We start from the raw sequence: 15,832 nt of genomic DNA, 5'->3' as shown, positions 1-15,832 counted from the left end.
GTTACCGCCGCAGTTCGTCCATCAAATAGCGTTTGACCATCGCCGCCCGCTCCGGGTTCATTTCGCCGAGCGGCCCCAGCCGTTCGGGCGGCAGATGGGCGACCGCGTCATGGCCGTCGCCGAAGACATAATGGTCGAACCAGGCGCGCCACACCGCGCGCTCGCGCTCGGGCAGGTCGCGGATGTTCATGATCGCGTGCATCAATGTCTTGAACGGCGATCCTTGCCAGGGGCGCTTGGCGATGTCCCACCAATAGTTGACGAGCACGCTCACCGGATCGAGCGCCTCCACCTGGTGCCACCACATATAAGGGATGTAGATCGCGTCGCCCGGTTCCAGATCGGCCTGGACGGCGGTGGCCAGCGCCTCGGCGAAGCGCGGATAGCGTGCCAGATCGGGGTCCTGCAGGTTGACCATGCTCACCGGCGGCCCGGCAAAGGTGAAATCGAACGGCCCGACATAGAGATTGCGGACCTGCTCGGGTGGAAACAGCGTGAAGCGACGGCGTCCGCCCACCACCACCGCCAGATTTTCTGACATGTCGAAATGCGTCGATACCGTCACACGGTTGCCAATCCACAGCCGGGCGACGGCATCATCGTCGACGATCGATGCCGCATTCTCGGCCGCGAAATCGGGGCAATGCTCCGCAACCGGGATGGCGCCGGCGTAAAAGGCGGGCGGCTGTGGCTGAGCGCGAACGTCCAGCAACACGCGCAGCAATTCGCCGATCGGCGCGATCCGCTGCTGGTAATTCAGCCCGCGCATGTCTTCCTGATACCAGAAGCGCCCGCCAATCTGGGGCGGCCCAAGAAATGCCGGGACCGGCTTGCCCCGATCGGCTTTCGCGAGATAGCCGCAAAGCGCCTCGGCCGATTGCCGCGCCGCCGCAACGGCGGGCCAGGCATTGCCCAGGCCGCGGATCACGGCTGGCTCACGCAGCTGCACAATGTCCGTCTCGAAAGTCGCGCGATCGACGTCACGCCATTCGGCTATGGGGGTAAAGCGCTGCGTCATCGGGAAATTGTGACTCCGGGCGTATTCGCCATTGATCCTTGGCCTCTCCCGCGCCGGGTAAAGGCTTTGCACCGCGAAGTCGATTGCCCCGATCAGCGGAACAGGCGCGCCAGGCTCCGTTCCAGAACCAGCAGTTGCCATAGCGTATCGCCGTGATCGGCTCGCCCGGCGCAATGTTCATCGGCGATCCGGGCCAGTGTGCGCGGGTCGAACCATCCCGTACCGATCAGCACCGGCGACCTTGCGAGCCCTGCCGCCGCGTCGACGAGCCCAGTGCGAAACCAGGCGCTGGCCAGCGAAACCGCCGGCGCCTCGCGACGAGCGAGCATCGCTTGTGGCAGCCAGGGCGTCAGCGCGCGCCGCATCAGCCACTTGCCTTGGCCCCTGCGAACACGAAGCGCCGTCGGCAGGCTCGCGGCGAATTCGACCAGCCGGTGGTCGAGCAGCGGCAGGCGAGTCTCGAGGCCCACCGCCATGCCAGTGCGATCGGCGCTGGTCAGCACTGCGCCGGCCAGTCGGTGGCGGATATCGACATATTGCGCACGACCCAGCCCTTCCCGCGCCGGCGCCATTCGCATCGTCTCGACATAACGCTGCTCGGCGCGGTGCCCGCCCAGCGCCGCGCGAGCCGCCTTGCTGTACAGCGCCTCGCGCAAATCGGCACCGGTCACGGTTAGGCGCGTGGCGTGGGCCTCTGCGCCATCGCCAGCGAGCGCCATCAGCACCGGCCTTGCGCGGAACGGACGCGGCATCCAGCCGGCATCGGGCCAGGCCGAGGCGATCGATCCAAACAAACGCGCTCTCGGCGCCTCGGGCAGCACCGCGCGAATCCGTTCCTCGGCAGCAAGGGCAAGGTAATGGCGATGGCCTGCCAGCACGTCATCGGCGCCGTCGCCCGCGAGCACCACCGCCGACCGCTCGCGCGCAAGCTGGCGCAATCGCCAGGCGGCGAGCGCACCGGGATCGCCAAAGGGCTCGTCGAACAGCGCCGCCAGCATGTCGATCGCCGTCGGATCGGGCGCGCCGATCGACCGCTGCTGGTGCCGCGCGGCAAAGCGCTCGGCGAGCGTCACCGCGTCGGCGGCCTCGACCGCCGTCTCTTCGACCGCGATCGCACTGGTCTGCACCGCCGCCTTGCTCGCCTCGGCCATCAGCGCGACCACCGCCGCGCCGCCAATACCGGCCGAGAGCAGCGCGCCGGGAGGCGTCTCTGCCTGCATCTGCAACCGTACGGCCTGGCGCATCAAGTCGGCCAGCTCGGCCTGCAGATCGCCGCTGCGGCCCGCAGCCCGCCGGGAAAAGTCGACGTCCCACCAGCGCGTCGGACGCGGCACCGGCCGCCCGCGTTCGATCAGCAGGAAATGGCCGGCAGCCAGTTTTGACACACCAGCGACGATGCAGGCGTCGTCCGGCACATAACCGAGGCCAAGATAGTCCTCGACGGCGCGAAAATCAGGGGCGCGGCGCATCATCGGGTGCGCGAGTAGCCCCTTCAGCTCGGATGCGAACGCGAACGCGCCGTCCGCGAGCGACGCATAATGGATCGGCTTCACGCCCAGCCGGTCGCGGGCGAGAAACAGGCTCTGCCGCGCCGCATCGTAAAGCGCAAAGGCGAACATGCCGTTCAGCCGTGCCAGCAGGTCGGCGCCCCACACGCGCCAGCCTTGAATCAGCACCTCTGCATCGCAATCGGTGTCGAAGCGTGCGCCCCGCGCCTCCAGCTCGGCACGCAGTTCGCGACCATTGTAGATCCGGCCGTCATGAACGACCGCGACCGAGCGATCGGCGCTGACCATCGGCTGGGCGCCGTCTTCCCGGGCGGCGATCGCCAGACGTCGATGCCCGAGGCCAATGCCGGGCGCGCACCAGCTGCCCGATCCGTCCGGTCCACGATGCGCCATCGCGTCGGTCATCGCCGCGATCCGCGCGGGGTCGACCGGCTTGGCGATGGCGGGATAATAAAGCCCGGCGATCGCACCCATCAGCGCGCGCCTGCCATGCGACGATCGATCGGGCGCCTGTCGACGGCATCGGAATCGGGGCGGAATCGCCTGGCCCGCAACATCGCCGAATTCACGCGCTCGTCTCTCCCGATCAGCAAATCGGGGCTCGCGTACCAAGGGATGCACGCCCATGCCACCCTGCGCGGCCCGGTTCGTCTCGACGTCTTGACGGCAGGTCGTGCTGACGCGCTTCAGGCAAGCCCCTCGCGCAGCGGGCCGATGTTCGGCCGGCGCTGCGGATCCCCGGTCTCGACCCATTCGATGAGCAGCGCGAGCACCCGGCGCAACGCCGCGTCCTGTTCGCCAAGCTGCGCCTCGAGCGCGACGATGCGGCGTTCCAGCGCCGTCACGTCTGCCGCTGGCGGTTTCGAAGGGGGAACAGGCGGGGCTTCGGCTTGCTGTCGTGGCGACGACGGCCGCGGCGGGGCATCGTCGGCCGCCAGCATCGCAGCGTCGAAATTATCGATCACCGCCGCGATTTCTACGCCCCCGAACGTCTCGATCCGCTCGATCCCGCCATAGAGCAGCACGCGCGAGGCGATCTGGTTGAGCCGCCGCGGGATGCCGCCGGACCAGCGATACATCGCCATCAGTGCCTCACCGGTGAAGCGCGGCCGCCCCTGCCAGCCGACACAGCGCAGCCGGTGGATCAGATAGGGCTCGACCTCGTCCGCCTCCATCGGCGCCAGGTGATGCATTGCGATCACCCGCTGGCGCAGCTGTTCGAGCTGCGGCTGGTGGAGCATCAACCGGAACTCGGGCTGGCCGAGCAGAAAGATCTGGAGCAGCGCGTGCCCGCCCGCCTGGAAGTTCGAGAGCATGCGCAGCTCCTCCAGGCTGTCGGGCGGCAGCGCCTGCGCCTCGTCGATCACCAGCAGCGTCCGCCTGCCCGCGCGCGCGATCTGGTGCAGCCCGCGTTCGATCGCCGAGAGCAGCGACGCCTTTGGCAGCGCGCGCGTGTCGACACCCAGCCCTTCGCTCACCAGCCGGAGCAGGTCGTCGGCGGGCACCTGCGTGGAGACGATCCTGATGACGTTCAGTTGGTCTTCGTCGATCCCGTCGAGCAGGTGGCCGACCAGTGTGGTCTTGCCCGCACCGGGATCACCGGTAATGACAACGAAGCCCTCGCCCTGGCTCAGGCCATAGCCGAGATAGGCCATCGCCTTGCGATGCGTGGCAGTATCGAACCAGAAGCGCGGATCGGGGGTCAGCTGGAACGGCCGCCCGCTCAGGCCGTAATGATCGTCGTACATCCTGGTCACTCCGCCGGGTGCCGATGCGCTCCACATCGCCCTGCGCTCGATCGAGCCTCCGCTATGCGCAGGGATTGGTAAAGTTTGCGTTAGCCGTCAGCCGATCCTGCCAGCACCTCCGCAATGGCCGGATGGCCCAGAAACGCCTGCGGGCTTGCGCTCGCCCCATAGGCGCCGGAGGCAAACACCGCGATCAGGTCGCCCACCGCCGCTCTGGGCAGCGCCACCCGATCGGCCAGCCGGTCGAGCGGCGTGCAGAGCGGCCCGACGATGCTCACCACTTCCTCGGCGGGGTCCTGCATCCGATGCGCCACCGCCACCGGATAGTTGCGCCGCACCACCGTTCCGAAATTGCCCGTGGCGGCAAGATGATGGTTGAGCCCGCCATCGACCACCAGGAACGTCTCGCCCTGGCTTTCCTTGCGATCGATGACGCGCGCCAGATAGATGCCCGCCTCCCCCACCAGCCAACGACCCAGTTCGATCGCATAGGTGGTATCGAGTGCATCGAGCGCGCCTGCCAGCGCATCGCCCACCATCGCCACGTCGAGCGGCCGGTCGCCCGCGAAATAGGGGATGCCGAACCCGCCGCCCAGATTGACAAGCGGCGGCAGCGCCCCCGCCGCCTCGGCAAGTCGCGCCGTCAGCGCCACCGTCGCCGCCTGTGTCTCGATCACGGCGGCGGCGTCGAGCGCCTGCGATCCGGCATAGACGTGAAATCCGCGCCAGTCGGCACCCGCGGCGAGCAGTCGGCGGACCAGCGCCGGCACTCGCGCCGCATCCACCCCGAATGGCGATGCGCGACCGCCCATCTTCATACCCGATCCGCGCAGCTCGAAATCGGGATTCACCCGCACCGCCAGCCGTGGTGCCGTCCCGATCCGCGTCGCGATCGCCAGTGCGCGATCGGCCTCGCCCTCGGATTCGAGGTTGAGCGTCACGCCCGCCTGAATCGCCGCCGCGATCTCCCCATCGCGCTTGCCCGGACCGGCAAAGCTGATCGCATCCGGCACCACGACGTCCAGCGCGCGGGCCATTTCCCCCGCAGATGCGACGTCCATCCCATCGACCAGCGGGGCGATCATGCCAAGCAGCGACGGGAAGGGATTGGCCTTGACGGCATAATGCAGCGCCACCCGCGCCGGCATCGCCGCGCGAAACTGAGCGATCCGTGCGACGATCGCGGGGCCGTCATAAAGGTAGAGCGGCGTCTGCCCTTGCGCCCAGCCCGCCGCCGAACGCCCGGCAATGGTCAGTTCGCGCTGCCCGGCATAGGCGGCGGGAATCGGCCCGATCGGTTTTCCGTTCATGTCAGTTCCGCCTTCATTCCTTCGCGGTCGAGCTTGCCATTGGCATTTCGCGGCAGGCTCGCTCGCCACACATAGCGCGCCGGCTGCATGAAGCCGGGCAGTTCGCGGCGCAACCGTTCGCGCAGTTCGGCCTCGATGCTGCCGTCGCCACGCGCGACCACCACGATCGCTTGGCCGAGCCGCGTATCCGCCACGCCGAACGCCGCCGCCTCCGTCGTCTCGCCGCCGGCGATCACCGCTTCCTCGATTTCGGTCGGGCTGATCCGGTTGCCCGACGATTTGATCATCTCGTCATCCCGCCCGACGAAGCGCAGCAGGCCCTCGGCATCGCGCATCACCGTGTCGCCGGACCAGACCGCCATGCCGCCACTTTTGGCAAAGGCGGGCGCCGGGCGGAAGCGCTGGGCGGTCCGCTCGGGATCGTTCCAATAGCCTTTCGCCACCAGCGGCCCGGCATGGACGAGTTCGCCGCGATCAGTCTCCGCCCCCTCGCCATCGACCAGCAGGATTTCGGCAAAGGGGATCGCGCGCCCGATCGAATCGGGGTGCGCGTCGACCAGCGAAGGCTCGAGATAGGTCGATCGGAACGCCTCGGTCAGTCCATACATCGGGTAAAGCTCGGCCTGCGGAAACTGCGCGCGCAGCCCCTCGACCAGCGGGCGGGTGAGTGCGCCGCCCGAATTGGTCAGCCGCCGCAACCGCGCCGCGGTTTCTGCCGGCCACGCCGCTTCCAGCAATTGCACCCACAGCGGCGGCACGCCCGCCAGCGTCGTGATCTCGAACCGCTCGACGGCCTTCACCACGTCGCGCGCGGTCAGGTAATCGAGCGGGACGACGCTGGCGCCCGCCGCCCAGCTGGAAAGCAGCTGATTCTGTCCATAGTCGAAGCTGAGCGGCAACACGCCGAGCACGCGATCGTCCGGCACGATCTTCAGATAATGGGCCACGCTGATCGCGCCGAGCCAGAGATTGGCGTGGCTCAGCATCACGCCCTTGGGTCGCCCGGTCGAGCCGGAGGTATAGAGGATCGCCGCCAGCGTGTCGGGATCGGCCGATGAGGGCGGCAGGTGGTCGCCCGAGGCGAGATCGTCCTCGAACAGCAGGTTGCAGCCGTCCGGAACGTCGCCGGACTGCAACGCAGCGATTCGCGCGCGCTGCGTGACGAACAGGCGCGCGCCGCTATCGGCCAGGATATGCGCCACCTGCGCACGCTTCAGCACCGGGTTCACCGGCACATGGATCAGCCCGGCGCGCGGCGCCGCCAGCGGCAACAGGCAGGCGGCGCGCGTCTTGGGCAGCCAGCTCGCCACCCGCTCGCCCGGTCGCAGGCCGAAGCTCGCGAGGCGGTGGGCAAGCTCGCCAACCGCATGTTCCAGCGCGGCGAAGCACATCACGCCGGTCCGGTCGCGCAGCGCGGGTGCATCCGGCGCGCCGCGCAGGGGCAGCGTGTCGATCGGATAGGGATCGGGATCGAGTGGCAGCATCGCCGCACCCTTATACTTGGCAGCGCGCCCGCCAAGCCTTACGGGCGGAAAATCACCCAGGGGGGATCCGCATTGCAGCCCGAAGGCATGATTGACGTCGAAAACACGGTGCGCGCCGTTCTGCGCGACGTGCTCGGATTGAGCGAGGATCGCGCGGCCGCGTTCGATGCGGAAACGCCGCTGTTCGGCGCGCTGCCCGAGCTGGATTCGCTCGCGGTCGCCGGCGTGCTGACCGAGATCGAGGATCGGCTGGGCATCCTCATCGAGGATGATGAAGTGGATGGCGAGATGCTGGAGAGCTTCGGCACCCTCACCCGCTACGCAGCCGCGAAGGCGCTGGGGTGATCGAACCCTATGACTGGGCGCGCGGGCGCGAGGCGATGATCCGCTTCGGTCCCGCAACCGGCCCGGTCGTCGTCGCTGCGCTGCCGCTGTTCGAGGAAGCGAATCGCACGCGCACGCTGGTCGCCACGATCCTGCGGCACCTTGCCGATCGCGGCATTGCCGGGGTGATCCCCGATCTGCCGGGCACCGGGGACAGCCTGATCCCCAGCGAGCGGATCGACATGACCGATCTGCGCGCCGCCTTCGCTGCCGCCGCGCGGACGGCCGGCAAGCGCGCCTATTCGCTGGCGATCCGCAGCGGTGCCCTGCTCGACGGCTCGGTACTGGTCTCACATCGCTGGCACTTCGCGCCGCAAGGTGGCGCCGAACTTCGCCGCGCGCTGGACCGCATCCGCGATGCCGGCACCGATCCCGATCACGTCGTACACCGCCTGCCCGACGCCTTTCTCGACGATTTGCCCCATCACGAGATCGAGCCGGCCCGGGTCGTGCGACTAATCGACGATGAACGGCCCGCGGATCTCCGGGTCAATGGCGTGCCCTTATGGGCGCTTCCCGCGCCGGGCACACATGCCGCGCTGGCTGCGACGCTGGCGGCGGACATTGCCGATTGGGTGGACCGATGCGAAGCCTGATCGCCTTCCCCTGCGATGGCGACACGCTGATCGGCACGCTCGACAGTGCCGATGGCAAGACGGGGCTACTGATCGTGTCCGGCGGCAACGAAATCCGCGTCGGCGCGCATCGCGGCATGGCGGCTCTGGCACAGCGGGTTGCGGCTGCGGGCTATCCGGTTTTCCGGTTCGATCGGCGCGGCATCGGCGATTCCGCCGGCATCAATCGCGGGTTCGATGCCAGCGCCGACGATATCGCCGTCGCTGCATCCACGTTCCGACGCGAGGCACGCGTGCGGCGGGTGATCGCGCTCGGCCTTGGCGATGGTGCAACCGCGCTCGCGCTTAACCACCCCCAGGCGCGGATCGACGCACTGCTCCTCGCCAACCCTTGGCCCGGCGATCCCGACAGCAACAGCGACCCGCCCGCCGCGCGAAAAATAATTCGTTTTCCGTTGTTTAACAAGCGCTTGAGCAACGAAGATGATTCTGACTTGGAAACATCGCCCTTGGACACCCGGCTCGCCCGCAGCCTGAATGACGCGACGATTCCGATCACCATCCTGCTCGCAGCGCGTGACAGCATGGCGATGGCGTTCGCGGGCTTATTGCGACGCGCCGACTTCGCCGCCGTCGGCACCCGGATCAGCCGCCGCCAGCACGATACGGCCAGCCACGGCTTCTCGAACCCGGCCGACCAGCAATGGCTGTTCGACCGGGTGATCGAGGCGCTCGGCGCCTGAACGCCGGCCGCCGGATTACTCGGCGGCTTCCTTCACCGTCTCGAAATCGGCCTCCGCCAGGAAGCGCTCGGCATCGAGCGCCGCCATGCAGCCGGTGCCGGCCGCAGTGATCGCCTGGCGGTAATGCTTGTCCATCACGTCGCCGCACGCGAACACGCCCGGCACGCTGGTGCGGGTGGTTCCCTTCTCCACTTCGATATAGCCGTCGGCATCGAGCGCGATATGCCCGCGGAACAGCTCGGTCGCCGGATGGTGCCCGATCGCGACGAAGCCGCCATCGACCTCGATCATCGAAAGCGCGCCCGTCACCGTGTCCTTCAGTTCGATCGCGACCAGCCCCTCGGGCTGGCCGCCGCCGATGAAGCGCTCGACCTGCTTGTTCCACAGCACGTTGATCCGCTCATTGGCGTGGAGCCGCTCCTGCAGGATCTTTTCGGCGCGCAGGCTGTCGCGCCGGTGGATCAGCGTGACATCATGGCTGTGGTTGGTCAGGTACAGCGCTTCCTCGACCGCAGTGTTGCCGCCGCCGATCACGGCAACCTTCTTGCCGCGATAGAAGAAGCCATCGCAGGTGGCGCAGGCGCTGACGCCCTTGCCCTTCAGCAGTTCCTCCGAATCGAGGCCTAGCCAGCGCGCCTGCGCGCCGGTGGCGATCACCAGCACGTCGCCCAGATAGACCGTGCCGCTGTCGCCCACCATGCGGAACGGCCGCTGCGACACGTCGACCTCGACGATCGTGTCCCACATCATCTGCGCGCCGACATGCTCGGCCTGCGCCTGCATCTCCTGCATCAGCCACGGCCCCTGGATAACCTCGCGGAAACCCGGATAATTCTCGACGTCGGTCGTGGTGGTCAGCTGGCCGCCGGGCTGGATGCCCTGGACGACGATCGGGGCGAGTCCGGCCCGGGCGCCGTAAATGGCGGCGGACAGCCCGGCGGGGCCGGAGCCGAGGATGAGCATGCGCGTGGAATGAGTGGCGGTCATGGTGCTTTCCGAAATGTCTTCGATGCGCCTTCTAGGCAGGGCATCACAGGAAGCAACATGGCGCGCGCGATCGCGGATGCAATGCGTGCCGCGACAGCAAAAGCTGTGCGGCCGCAAAGCGCAATTTCACGGCTCAGTTCAGACGATCAGTACCGCGATCGTCGCCCAGAACAGCACGCTCGCCATCGCCATGATGAGCAGGCTGCGCGAGGCGCCCGGATCGACGCCTTCGTCCTCGACCCGCTCGCGGGGCAGTTCATGCAGTGTCCGCATCGTCCGGCACTCCGTTACAAGTCGCCCCTGCCCCTCCCCCCCTTATAGAGCGGCGGGGGCGCCAAGAACTTCCGGTAAAATGCCTAAGACGATGCGGGATCAGATACTTGTCGGCGTCGTAATGTGACAGATGCGCAGCGCGTTCACGAGCGCGATCTGCACCGCATTGGTGATCAGCAGCCGCGCTTCATTGACGCCGCCGTCGCTCAACACGGGCGCAGCCGTGTAATAGGAATTATAGGCCATCGCAATGTCGAGCAGATGGCGGATCAGATGCGTCGGGTTCGCCCGCGCCGCCGCTTCGGCAACCTTCACCGGCGTCTGCTGGAGCTTGAGCAGCAGCTCGACTTCCTGGTCGGTCAGCTCGAACGCGCCGATCGCGTCGACCGGCTTGGAGGGCTGGCCATGGCGCCGCAGAATCGATCGCGCGCGGCAGGCGGTGTAGACAGCATAGGCGCCGCCCGCCTTTTCGAACCCCTGAATGGTGTTCTCCAGGCTCGACACGTCGATATCGACCGAGCCCTTGATGTCCTGCTTGAGGTCGTTGAACACCAGCGACCCGACGGTCAGCTGCCGCGCCGCAAGGTCACGATCGGCCTCGGTCACGCCGTCGCGCTCGGAAAGACGCGCGCGGAAATACTGCTCGGACATTTCGAGCAGCGTCATCACGTTCGACACGCTCTGCCGGCTCGAAAGTTTCTTTCCCGTCTTTTCATCGACATAGAAGCCGAAGTAGAGGTGCTCCAGCTGCGGAATGCCATCCTTTACCAGCCCGATCACCTCGGCCGCCGCGAACAGCCGCTCGAAATGCGAACGCTGTTCCTGCCCCACGACATACTGAACGAGCGTCGGCGCGAACAGCGCATTGCGGCGGGCGATCGCGCCGATATCGCGCGTGGCATAGATGCTGCGGCCGTCGGTGCGGAGCAGCACCAGCCGCTCGCCGCTGGGAAGCCGTACGATCGTCGCGCCGATATCCTTGCGCACCGCCTGGATGCGAACCTGTGCCTCGGCGTCGCTGATCTCGCCGGCGTCGCGCAGCGCCCCGACGGCGGCAATCTCCGCCTCTGCCTGCGCTTCGGAGAACACCTCAGCCGTGCCATCGGCCAGCGCCCTGGCGATGACGTCGAGCCCGTCCTGATAATAGAAGCTCTCGCCGATGACGAAATCGATGTCGATGTTGAGCAGGCGATAGAATTCGTCGAACGCCGCCATGCTCCAGTCGACCATCTGTTCCCACAGCGCGACTTCGTCGGCGTCGCCGGCCTCCAGCGCGGCGAAGCGCGCATCGGATGCCGCAGTGAAATCGGCGAATGCCGCCCGCGCGCTCGCCAGATCCGACACCTCGGGGAAATAGCGATCGAGCACCGCGCGGTCCTCGTCCGTCCAATCGGCCGCCTCGATATTGCCCTGGACGATGCGTTCGAGCGTCCGGCGGATGCCATAGAGCGCCAGCAGCCGATCGTTCGGCGAGAATTCGGCCGGCATGCGATCGGCGAAGCGGCGATAGCCTTCGAGCGTGAAGCCGAAACCGCCGAAATCGTTGATATGGTTCAGCCGGAACACCGTCGCCGCACACGCATCATAGAGGTTGGCGAGCACATGGCCGGTGATCGTCGAGCGGATATGGCCGGCGTGGAGCACCTTGGCGACGTTGGGCGACGAATAGTCGACCACCACCCGCTGCGACGCCATCGTGTCGTTGAGGCAGAAGCCGGTATCGAGCCGCACCACCGATTCCGCCGTGCGCAGCAGCCAGTCGTCGGTGAGCACGAGGTTGATGTACATGCCCTTCAGCTCGATCGAGCGGATCACGCCCGAAAGCGCCTCGCTTTGCAGCGCCGCAGCGATCGCCGGCTGGAACTCGGCGACGAAGCGCTTCGGCCCGCCCTGCTTGAGCAGGCTCGGCACCTTGAGCGCGATGTCGCCGCCGAACTTGTCGCGCGCGATCAGGTCCAGCTGGATCTGCGCATCCGCCACCCCGGTCGCCTCGCGCACCGTCTCGGTCAGCAGCGCCTCGAGTGCGGGCAGCGCATAGTCGCGCATTGCCGGAAACGCGGCCGCATCGTGCGCCGCCACCAGCGCATCACGCTTCGCCTCAACGGCTTCCTGACGCAGCCTCACTGCGCGCTCTAGCTGGGACATCCCGATATTATCCTTGTTGGACATAGGGCGCAGCCTCGGCGGTGCCGCGATCGACGCGGCCGCGATGCGCCTGTCCGGTTCATCATTCAGTGCGCGCGTCCATATCACGGCGCCCAGCAGCCTCCAGCACTTTCTTTGGCGGCGCTCAGAGGTGGCGCTTGTCCAGCTTGCGCGCAAGCGTGCGGCGGTGCAGGCCCAGCCGCCGGGCCGCTTCGGACAGGTTGTAATTGGTGTCCGCCAGCGTCTGGTGGATATGCTCCCATTCCAGCGTGCGGATCGATGTCGGCCGCGCGACCAGCGCCGTGTCGGCATCGCCTTCCACCCGGTCGAACGCCGCCTCGATATCGTCGGTATTCGCCGGCTTCATCAGATAGTTGTTGGCGCCCAGCTTCACCGCCTCCACCGCGGTGCTAATGCTGGCGAAGCCGGTCAGCACCACGATCCGCATTGCCGGATCGCGCTCGTGCAGTTCCTTGACGCAGGCGAGGCCTGATGTGCCGCCCAGGCGCAGGTCCACCACCGCCCGGGTCGGCGAAAAGCGCTCGACCACCGCCGCCAGGCCCTCTGGTGAATTGAGCACCTCGACGCTGTAGCCGCGCCGCTCGAACGATCGGGCCAGCGTCCGTGCGAACACGACATCGTCCTCGATGATCAACAGCTTTTCGCTACTCACGACTCGTTCTCCTCCAGCGCCAGCGCCGTTACCGGAACGCGCAGCACCACCTCCGCGCCGCCGCCCTCGCGATTCCATGCCTCGATCGTCCCGCCCAGCGTGCGCAACACATTGTGCGCCAGAAACAGGCCCAGCCCGGCGCCCTGTCGGCCCTTGCTGCTGTTATAGGGGTGGCCGATCCGCGGCAGGATCGCCTCTGGAAAGCCACGGCCGTCATCGCGCACCGCCAGCGCCAGTTCCTCGCCGTCACGCGAAATGGAAAGGCGGATGCGTTCGGCCCCAGCCTCGACTGCATTGTCGAGCAGGTTCACGATCGATTGCCCCAGCGCCCGATCTGCAACGATCGGCAGGTCACTCTGCACGCGATAGTCGAGCGTCACGCAATCGTTGCGCGACCATCGCTCGAGCAGGCTGGTGATGAAGCGGCGCAGCGTCGTGCGCTCGGGCGCCTCGCCGCTCACCTCGCCCGCGGCGAACAGCACGCCCGCGACGATCGATTTGCACCGTGCGACCTCGGCCTGCATGTCGGCCACTTCGGCGCTCAGCTGTCGGTCCTTGCCGATCCGCGGATCGGCGCGCCAGTCGCCAAGCGCCACCGAGATCGAGGCGAGCGGCGTGCCGAGTTCGTGCGCCGCCCCGCTGGCGAGCAGGCCCATGCGCACGATATGCTCTTCCTCGGCGGCACGCTGCCGCATCGTCGCCAGCCGCGCGTCGCGATCGCGCAGGTTGCGCGCGATCCGCGTCACGAACTGGACGAGCAGCGTCGCGGTGAGCGTGTAGTTGAACCACAGCGCGAACACGAACGGGCCGGAAAGGCTGCTCGCCAGCGGCTCGGGCAATGCCAGCGGCCGATGCACGATCGCCAATCCCGCAAACGCGCCGCTGGTTAGCGCCACCAGCGCCCAGCTCGATGCGGTGTCGAGCAGAACCGCGCCGAGCACGACCTGAAGCAGATAAAGTGCGACGAACGGGTTGGTCGCGCCGCCGCTCAGGTACAGCAGCGCCGTCAGGCACGCGACGTCGACCAGCAGACCACCCAGCACCTGCGCATTGCTCGCCGGTCGGATCGCACGGGTCGGCACCATCAGCAGGTTGAGCGCGATCAGGATGCCGATCGTGATCAGCATCGGCACCAGCGGCAGCCGTACCCCGAGGATGAGATGGACAATCAGGATCGTCGACAGCTGACCGGCAACGGCGAGCCAGCGAAGCTGTGCCAGCAGCAGCAGATTGCGCCGGGCGGCATCTTCCGGTGCGGTCACGGCGGCGGCCATGGTCATTCGCTGCCCTTGCCGCGAACGGCCCGCCACGTCATCCAGCCAAACAGCCCGGCCAGCGAGAACCAGGTGATCGCATAGACCAGATGATTGTTCGGGAACTTCACCACCGTCATGCCGCCACGCGGCCAGCCGTCGCCGGTGCGATCCGCATCGATGAAATAGGGCGCGAGCGGTCTCAGTCCCTCACCCATCGCCGCCACGTCGCGGGAATACCAGCGGCCCGCCGCGGGGTCGTTGCGCCGCAGGAAGCCGCCGCGCGGTTCGCTCAGCCGCAACAGCCCCGTCACGGTGACGGACGATGGATCGGCCTGCTGGCACGGCGGGAGCGTCTTGCCGTCAGGCAGGAAGCCGCGATTGATGAAGATGATGAAGCCACGGTCGCTCACCAGCGGCGTCATCACCCATTTGCCCGGGCCGATCGATGTCACCGCCTGGGACAGGCGGGTGCGGCAGGGGAGATAGCGACCGGTGATGCGCAGCCGGCGATAGCTGTCGTCACGGCCGATTGCGGCCCAGTCGGCGGGTCCAGGGGCGGGAACCGGCATCGCCGCCAGTCCCCGCTCGACCCGATCGATCAGCGCCAGCTTCCAACTGCGGCGCTCGATCTGCCACACGCCCAGCCCGATCAGCAGGATCACCGCCGCCAGCAGCAGCGCGATCGCCAGCCCTCGGCGGAGCCGCCGGTTCACATGCCTGCGCTCGGGTCCATCCCGGGCATCATGTGGAGGTTCATGTTGTACATGACCCATAGCGAACCGATCAACGCGATCACGACGATGATGACCGTGAAGATCAGCGCCATCAGCGTCCAGCCCTGCTCGGACTTGCTGTTCATGTGGAGGAAGTAGACCATGTGCACGATGACCTGAACGAGCGCCATCGCCATGCAGATCCCTGCCGCCAGATGCTTGTCGGCGATATAGCCGCCCATGACGATCGCGAACGGGATCGCCGTGAGCACCACAGACAGCAGGAACCCCATGAGGTAGCCGCCGCGCGTCGAGTGCGGCGCGCCGCCGTCGTGATGGCCGTCATGATGATCGTGGTGGCCGGCATGGCCGTGGACATCCGCGCTCATCGCAGCACTCCAAGCAGATAGACAAAGGTGAACACACCGATCCAGATCACGTCCAGAAAGTGCCAGAACAGCGACAGGCACTGCAGGCGGCGCACATTTTCCGGCACCAACCCGCGGCGCGCAACCTGTACCATCAGGACGGAAAGCCAGATGATGCCGAAGGTCACGTGCAGGCCGTGCGTGCCGACCAGCGTGAAGAAGGCGGAGAGGAACGCCGACCGCTGCGGCCCCGCGCCCTCGTGGATCAGGTGCGAGAATTCGTAGAGCTCGATCGCGAGGAAGGCCGCGCCGAACAGCGCGGTCGCCGCCAGCCAGGCCTGCATCGCGCCCTGCCGCTCTTCCTGCACCGCGATCATCGCGAAGCCATAGGTGATCGACGAGAACAGCAGCATTGCCGTGTTCACCGCGACCAGCGGCAGATCGAACAGCTCGGCGGGGGTCGGTCCCCCCGCATAGCTGGCGCCATAGACGCCCCAGGCCGCGAACAGCATCGCGAAGATGAGGCAGTCGCTCATCAGGTACATCCAGAAGCCCAGCAGCGTGCTGCCGCCGCCTTCGTGATGATGCTCCTCGGTCTGGTAGAAGACGGGCGCCTCGCCCGCCGTTGCCGTTTCGGCGCTCATCGC

General features: G+C 67.3%; 16 protein-coding genes. 3 read left to right on the top strand and 13 right to left on the bottom strand.

Features of this window, described 5'->3' with window-relative positions; genetic code table 11:
* Position 1 precedes the first annotated feature (1 nt).
* The 5 genes from ACX40Y_RS07795 to ACX40Y_RS07775 all read right to left on the bottom strand — a co-directional run bounded on the left by ACX40Y_RS07795 (position 2) and on the right by ACX40Y_RS07775 (position 7,068).
* Entirely contained in the window at positions 2-1,018 is a 1,017-nt protein-coding gene (locus tag ACX40Y_RS07795) for a cupin-like domain-containing protein (RefSeq protein ID WP_459118990.1), read from the bottom strand.
* Between the two features lie 92 nt (positions 1,019-1,110).
* Positions 1,111-3,000, bottom strand: a complete 1,890-nt coding sequence (asnB, locus tag ACX40Y_RS07790) for an asparagine synthase (glutamine-hydrolyzing) (RefSeq protein ID WP_459118989.1) — start codon at positions 2,998-3,000, stop codon at positions 1,111-1,113.
* 212 nt (positions 3,001-3,212) lie between these two features.
* Entirely contained in the window at positions 3,213-4,274 is a 1,062-nt protein-coding gene (locus ACX40Y_RS07785) for an ExeA family protein (protein ID WP_459118988.1), read from the bottom strand.
* A gap of 89 nt (positions 4,275-4,363) precedes the next feature.
* On the bottom strand, positions 4,364-5,584 hold the full coding sequence (locus ACX40Y_RS07780) for a pyridoxal-dependent decarboxylase, exosortase A system-associated (RefSeq protein ID WP_459118987.1): 1,221 nt from the start codon (positions 5,582-5,584) through the stop codon (positions 4,364-4,366).
* The gene (locus ACX40Y_RS07775) at positions 5,581-7,068 is read right to left on the bottom strand and encodes an acyl-CoA ligase (AMP-forming), exosortase A system-associated (RefSeq protein WP_459118986.1); all 1,488 of its coding nucleotides are present in this window, start codon (positions 7,066-7,068) and stop codon (positions 5,581-5,583) included. The genes ACX40Y_RS07780 and ACX40Y_RS07775 overlap by 4 nt, the downstream gene beginning before the upstream one ends.
* An 87-nt stretch (positions 7,069-7,155) precedes the next feature.
* Here ACX40Y_RS07775 and ACX40Y_RS07770 point away from each other — a divergent pair, with 87 nt between their 5' ends.
* From ACX40Y_RS07770 to ACX40Y_RS07760, 3 genes are read left to right on the top strand one after another with little or no spacing between them, the layout of a single operon-like run.
* Positions 7,156-7,413: an acyl carrier protein gene (locus ACX40Y_RS07770; protein ID WP_459118985.1), complete on the top strand. Its 258-nt coding sequence runs from the start codon at positions 7,156-7,158 to the stop codon at positions 7,411-7,413.
* Positions 7,410-8,048 (top strand): hypothetical protein, encoded by a 639-nt coding sequence (locus ACX40Y_RS07765; protein ID WP_459118984.1) that lies wholly within the window; start codon positions 7,410-7,412, stop codon positions 8,046-8,048. Before ACX40Y_RS07770 ends, ACX40Y_RS07765 begins: the two co-directional genes overlap by 4 nt.
* A complete protein-coding gene (locus ACX40Y_RS07760; protein ID WP_459118983.1) occupies positions 8,036-8,770 on the top strand; it encodes a serine aminopeptidase domain-containing protein in 735 nt (244 codons plus the stop codon). Before ACX40Y_RS07765 ends, ACX40Y_RS07760 begins: the two co-directional genes overlap by 13 nt.
* A 15-nt stretch (positions 8,771-8,785) precedes the next feature.
* On the opposite strand, the gene trxB is transcribed toward ACX40Y_RS07760, so the two are convergent.
* The 8 genes from trxB to cyoC all read right to left on the bottom strand — a co-directional run bounded on the left by trxB (position 8,786) and on the right by cyoC (position 15,829).
* Positions 8,786-9,757, bottom strand: coding sequence for a thioredoxin-disulfide reductase (gene trxB / locus ACX40Y_RS07755; protein ID WP_459118982.1), 972 nt, complete (start codon positions 9,755-9,757; stop codon positions 8,786-8,788).
* A gap of 138 nt (positions 9,758-9,895) precedes the next feature.
* Positions 9,896-10,030 carry a hypothetical protein gene (locus ACX40Y_RS07750; RefSeq protein WP_459118981.1) on the bottom strand — a complete coding sequence of 45 codons (135 nt, stop codon included), beginning with the start codon at positions 10,028-10,030 and terminating at the stop codon, positions 9,896-9,898.
* Between the two features lie 99 nt (positions 10,031-10,129).
* Positions 10,130-12,175 (bottom strand): arginine--tRNA ligase domain-containing protein, encoded by a 2,046-nt coding sequence (argS, locus tag ACX40Y_RS07745; RefSeq protein ID WP_459118980.1) that lies wholly within the window; start codon positions 12,173-12,175, stop codon positions 10,130-10,132.
* A gap of 145 nt (positions 12,176-12,320) precedes the next feature.
* A complete protein-coding gene (locus ACX40Y_RS07740; protein ID WP_459118979.1) occupies positions 12,321-12,848 on the bottom strand; it encodes a response regulator transcription factor in 528 nt (175 codons plus the stop codon).
* Positions 12,845-14,128, bottom strand: a complete 1,284-nt coding sequence (locus ACX40Y_RS07735; protein ID WP_459118978.1) for an ATP-binding protein — start codon at positions 14,126-14,128, stop codon at positions 12,845-12,847. Before ACX40Y_RS07735 ends, ACX40Y_RS07740 begins: the two co-directional genes overlap by 4 nt.
* Positions 14,125-14,817 carry an SURF1 family protein gene (locus tag ACX40Y_RS07730; RefSeq protein ID WP_459118977.1) on the bottom strand — a complete coding sequence of 231 codons (693 nt, stop codon included), beginning with the start codon at positions 14,815-14,817 and terminating at the stop codon, positions 14,125-14,127. The genes ACX40Y_RS07735 and ACX40Y_RS07730 overlap by 4 nt, the downstream gene beginning before the upstream one ends.
* Positions 14,814-15,206, bottom strand: coding sequence for a cytochrome o ubiquinol oxidase subunit IV (gene cyoD, locus ACX40Y_RS07725; RefSeq protein ID WP_459118976.1), 393 nt, complete (start codon positions 15,204-15,206; stop codon positions 14,814-14,816). The genes ACX40Y_RS07730 and cyoD overlap by 4 nt, the downstream gene beginning before the upstream one ends.
* Positions 15,203-15,829 (bottom strand): cytochrome o ubiquinol oxidase subunit III, encoded by a 627-nt coding sequence (cyoC, locus tag ACX40Y_RS07720; RefSeq protein ID WP_459118975.1) that lies wholly within the window; start codon positions 15,827-15,829, stop codon positions 15,203-15,205. The genes cyoD and cyoC overlap by 4 nt, the downstream gene beginning before the upstream one ends.
* Positions 15,830-15,832 lie beyond the last annotated feature (3 nt).

The sequence above is a fragment of the Sphingomonas sp. RS6 genome, assembly GCF_054489705.1.
The sequence above is the reverse complement of the archived record's forward strand: the minus strand, read 5'-3'. Positions and strand labels throughout refer to the sequence as shown.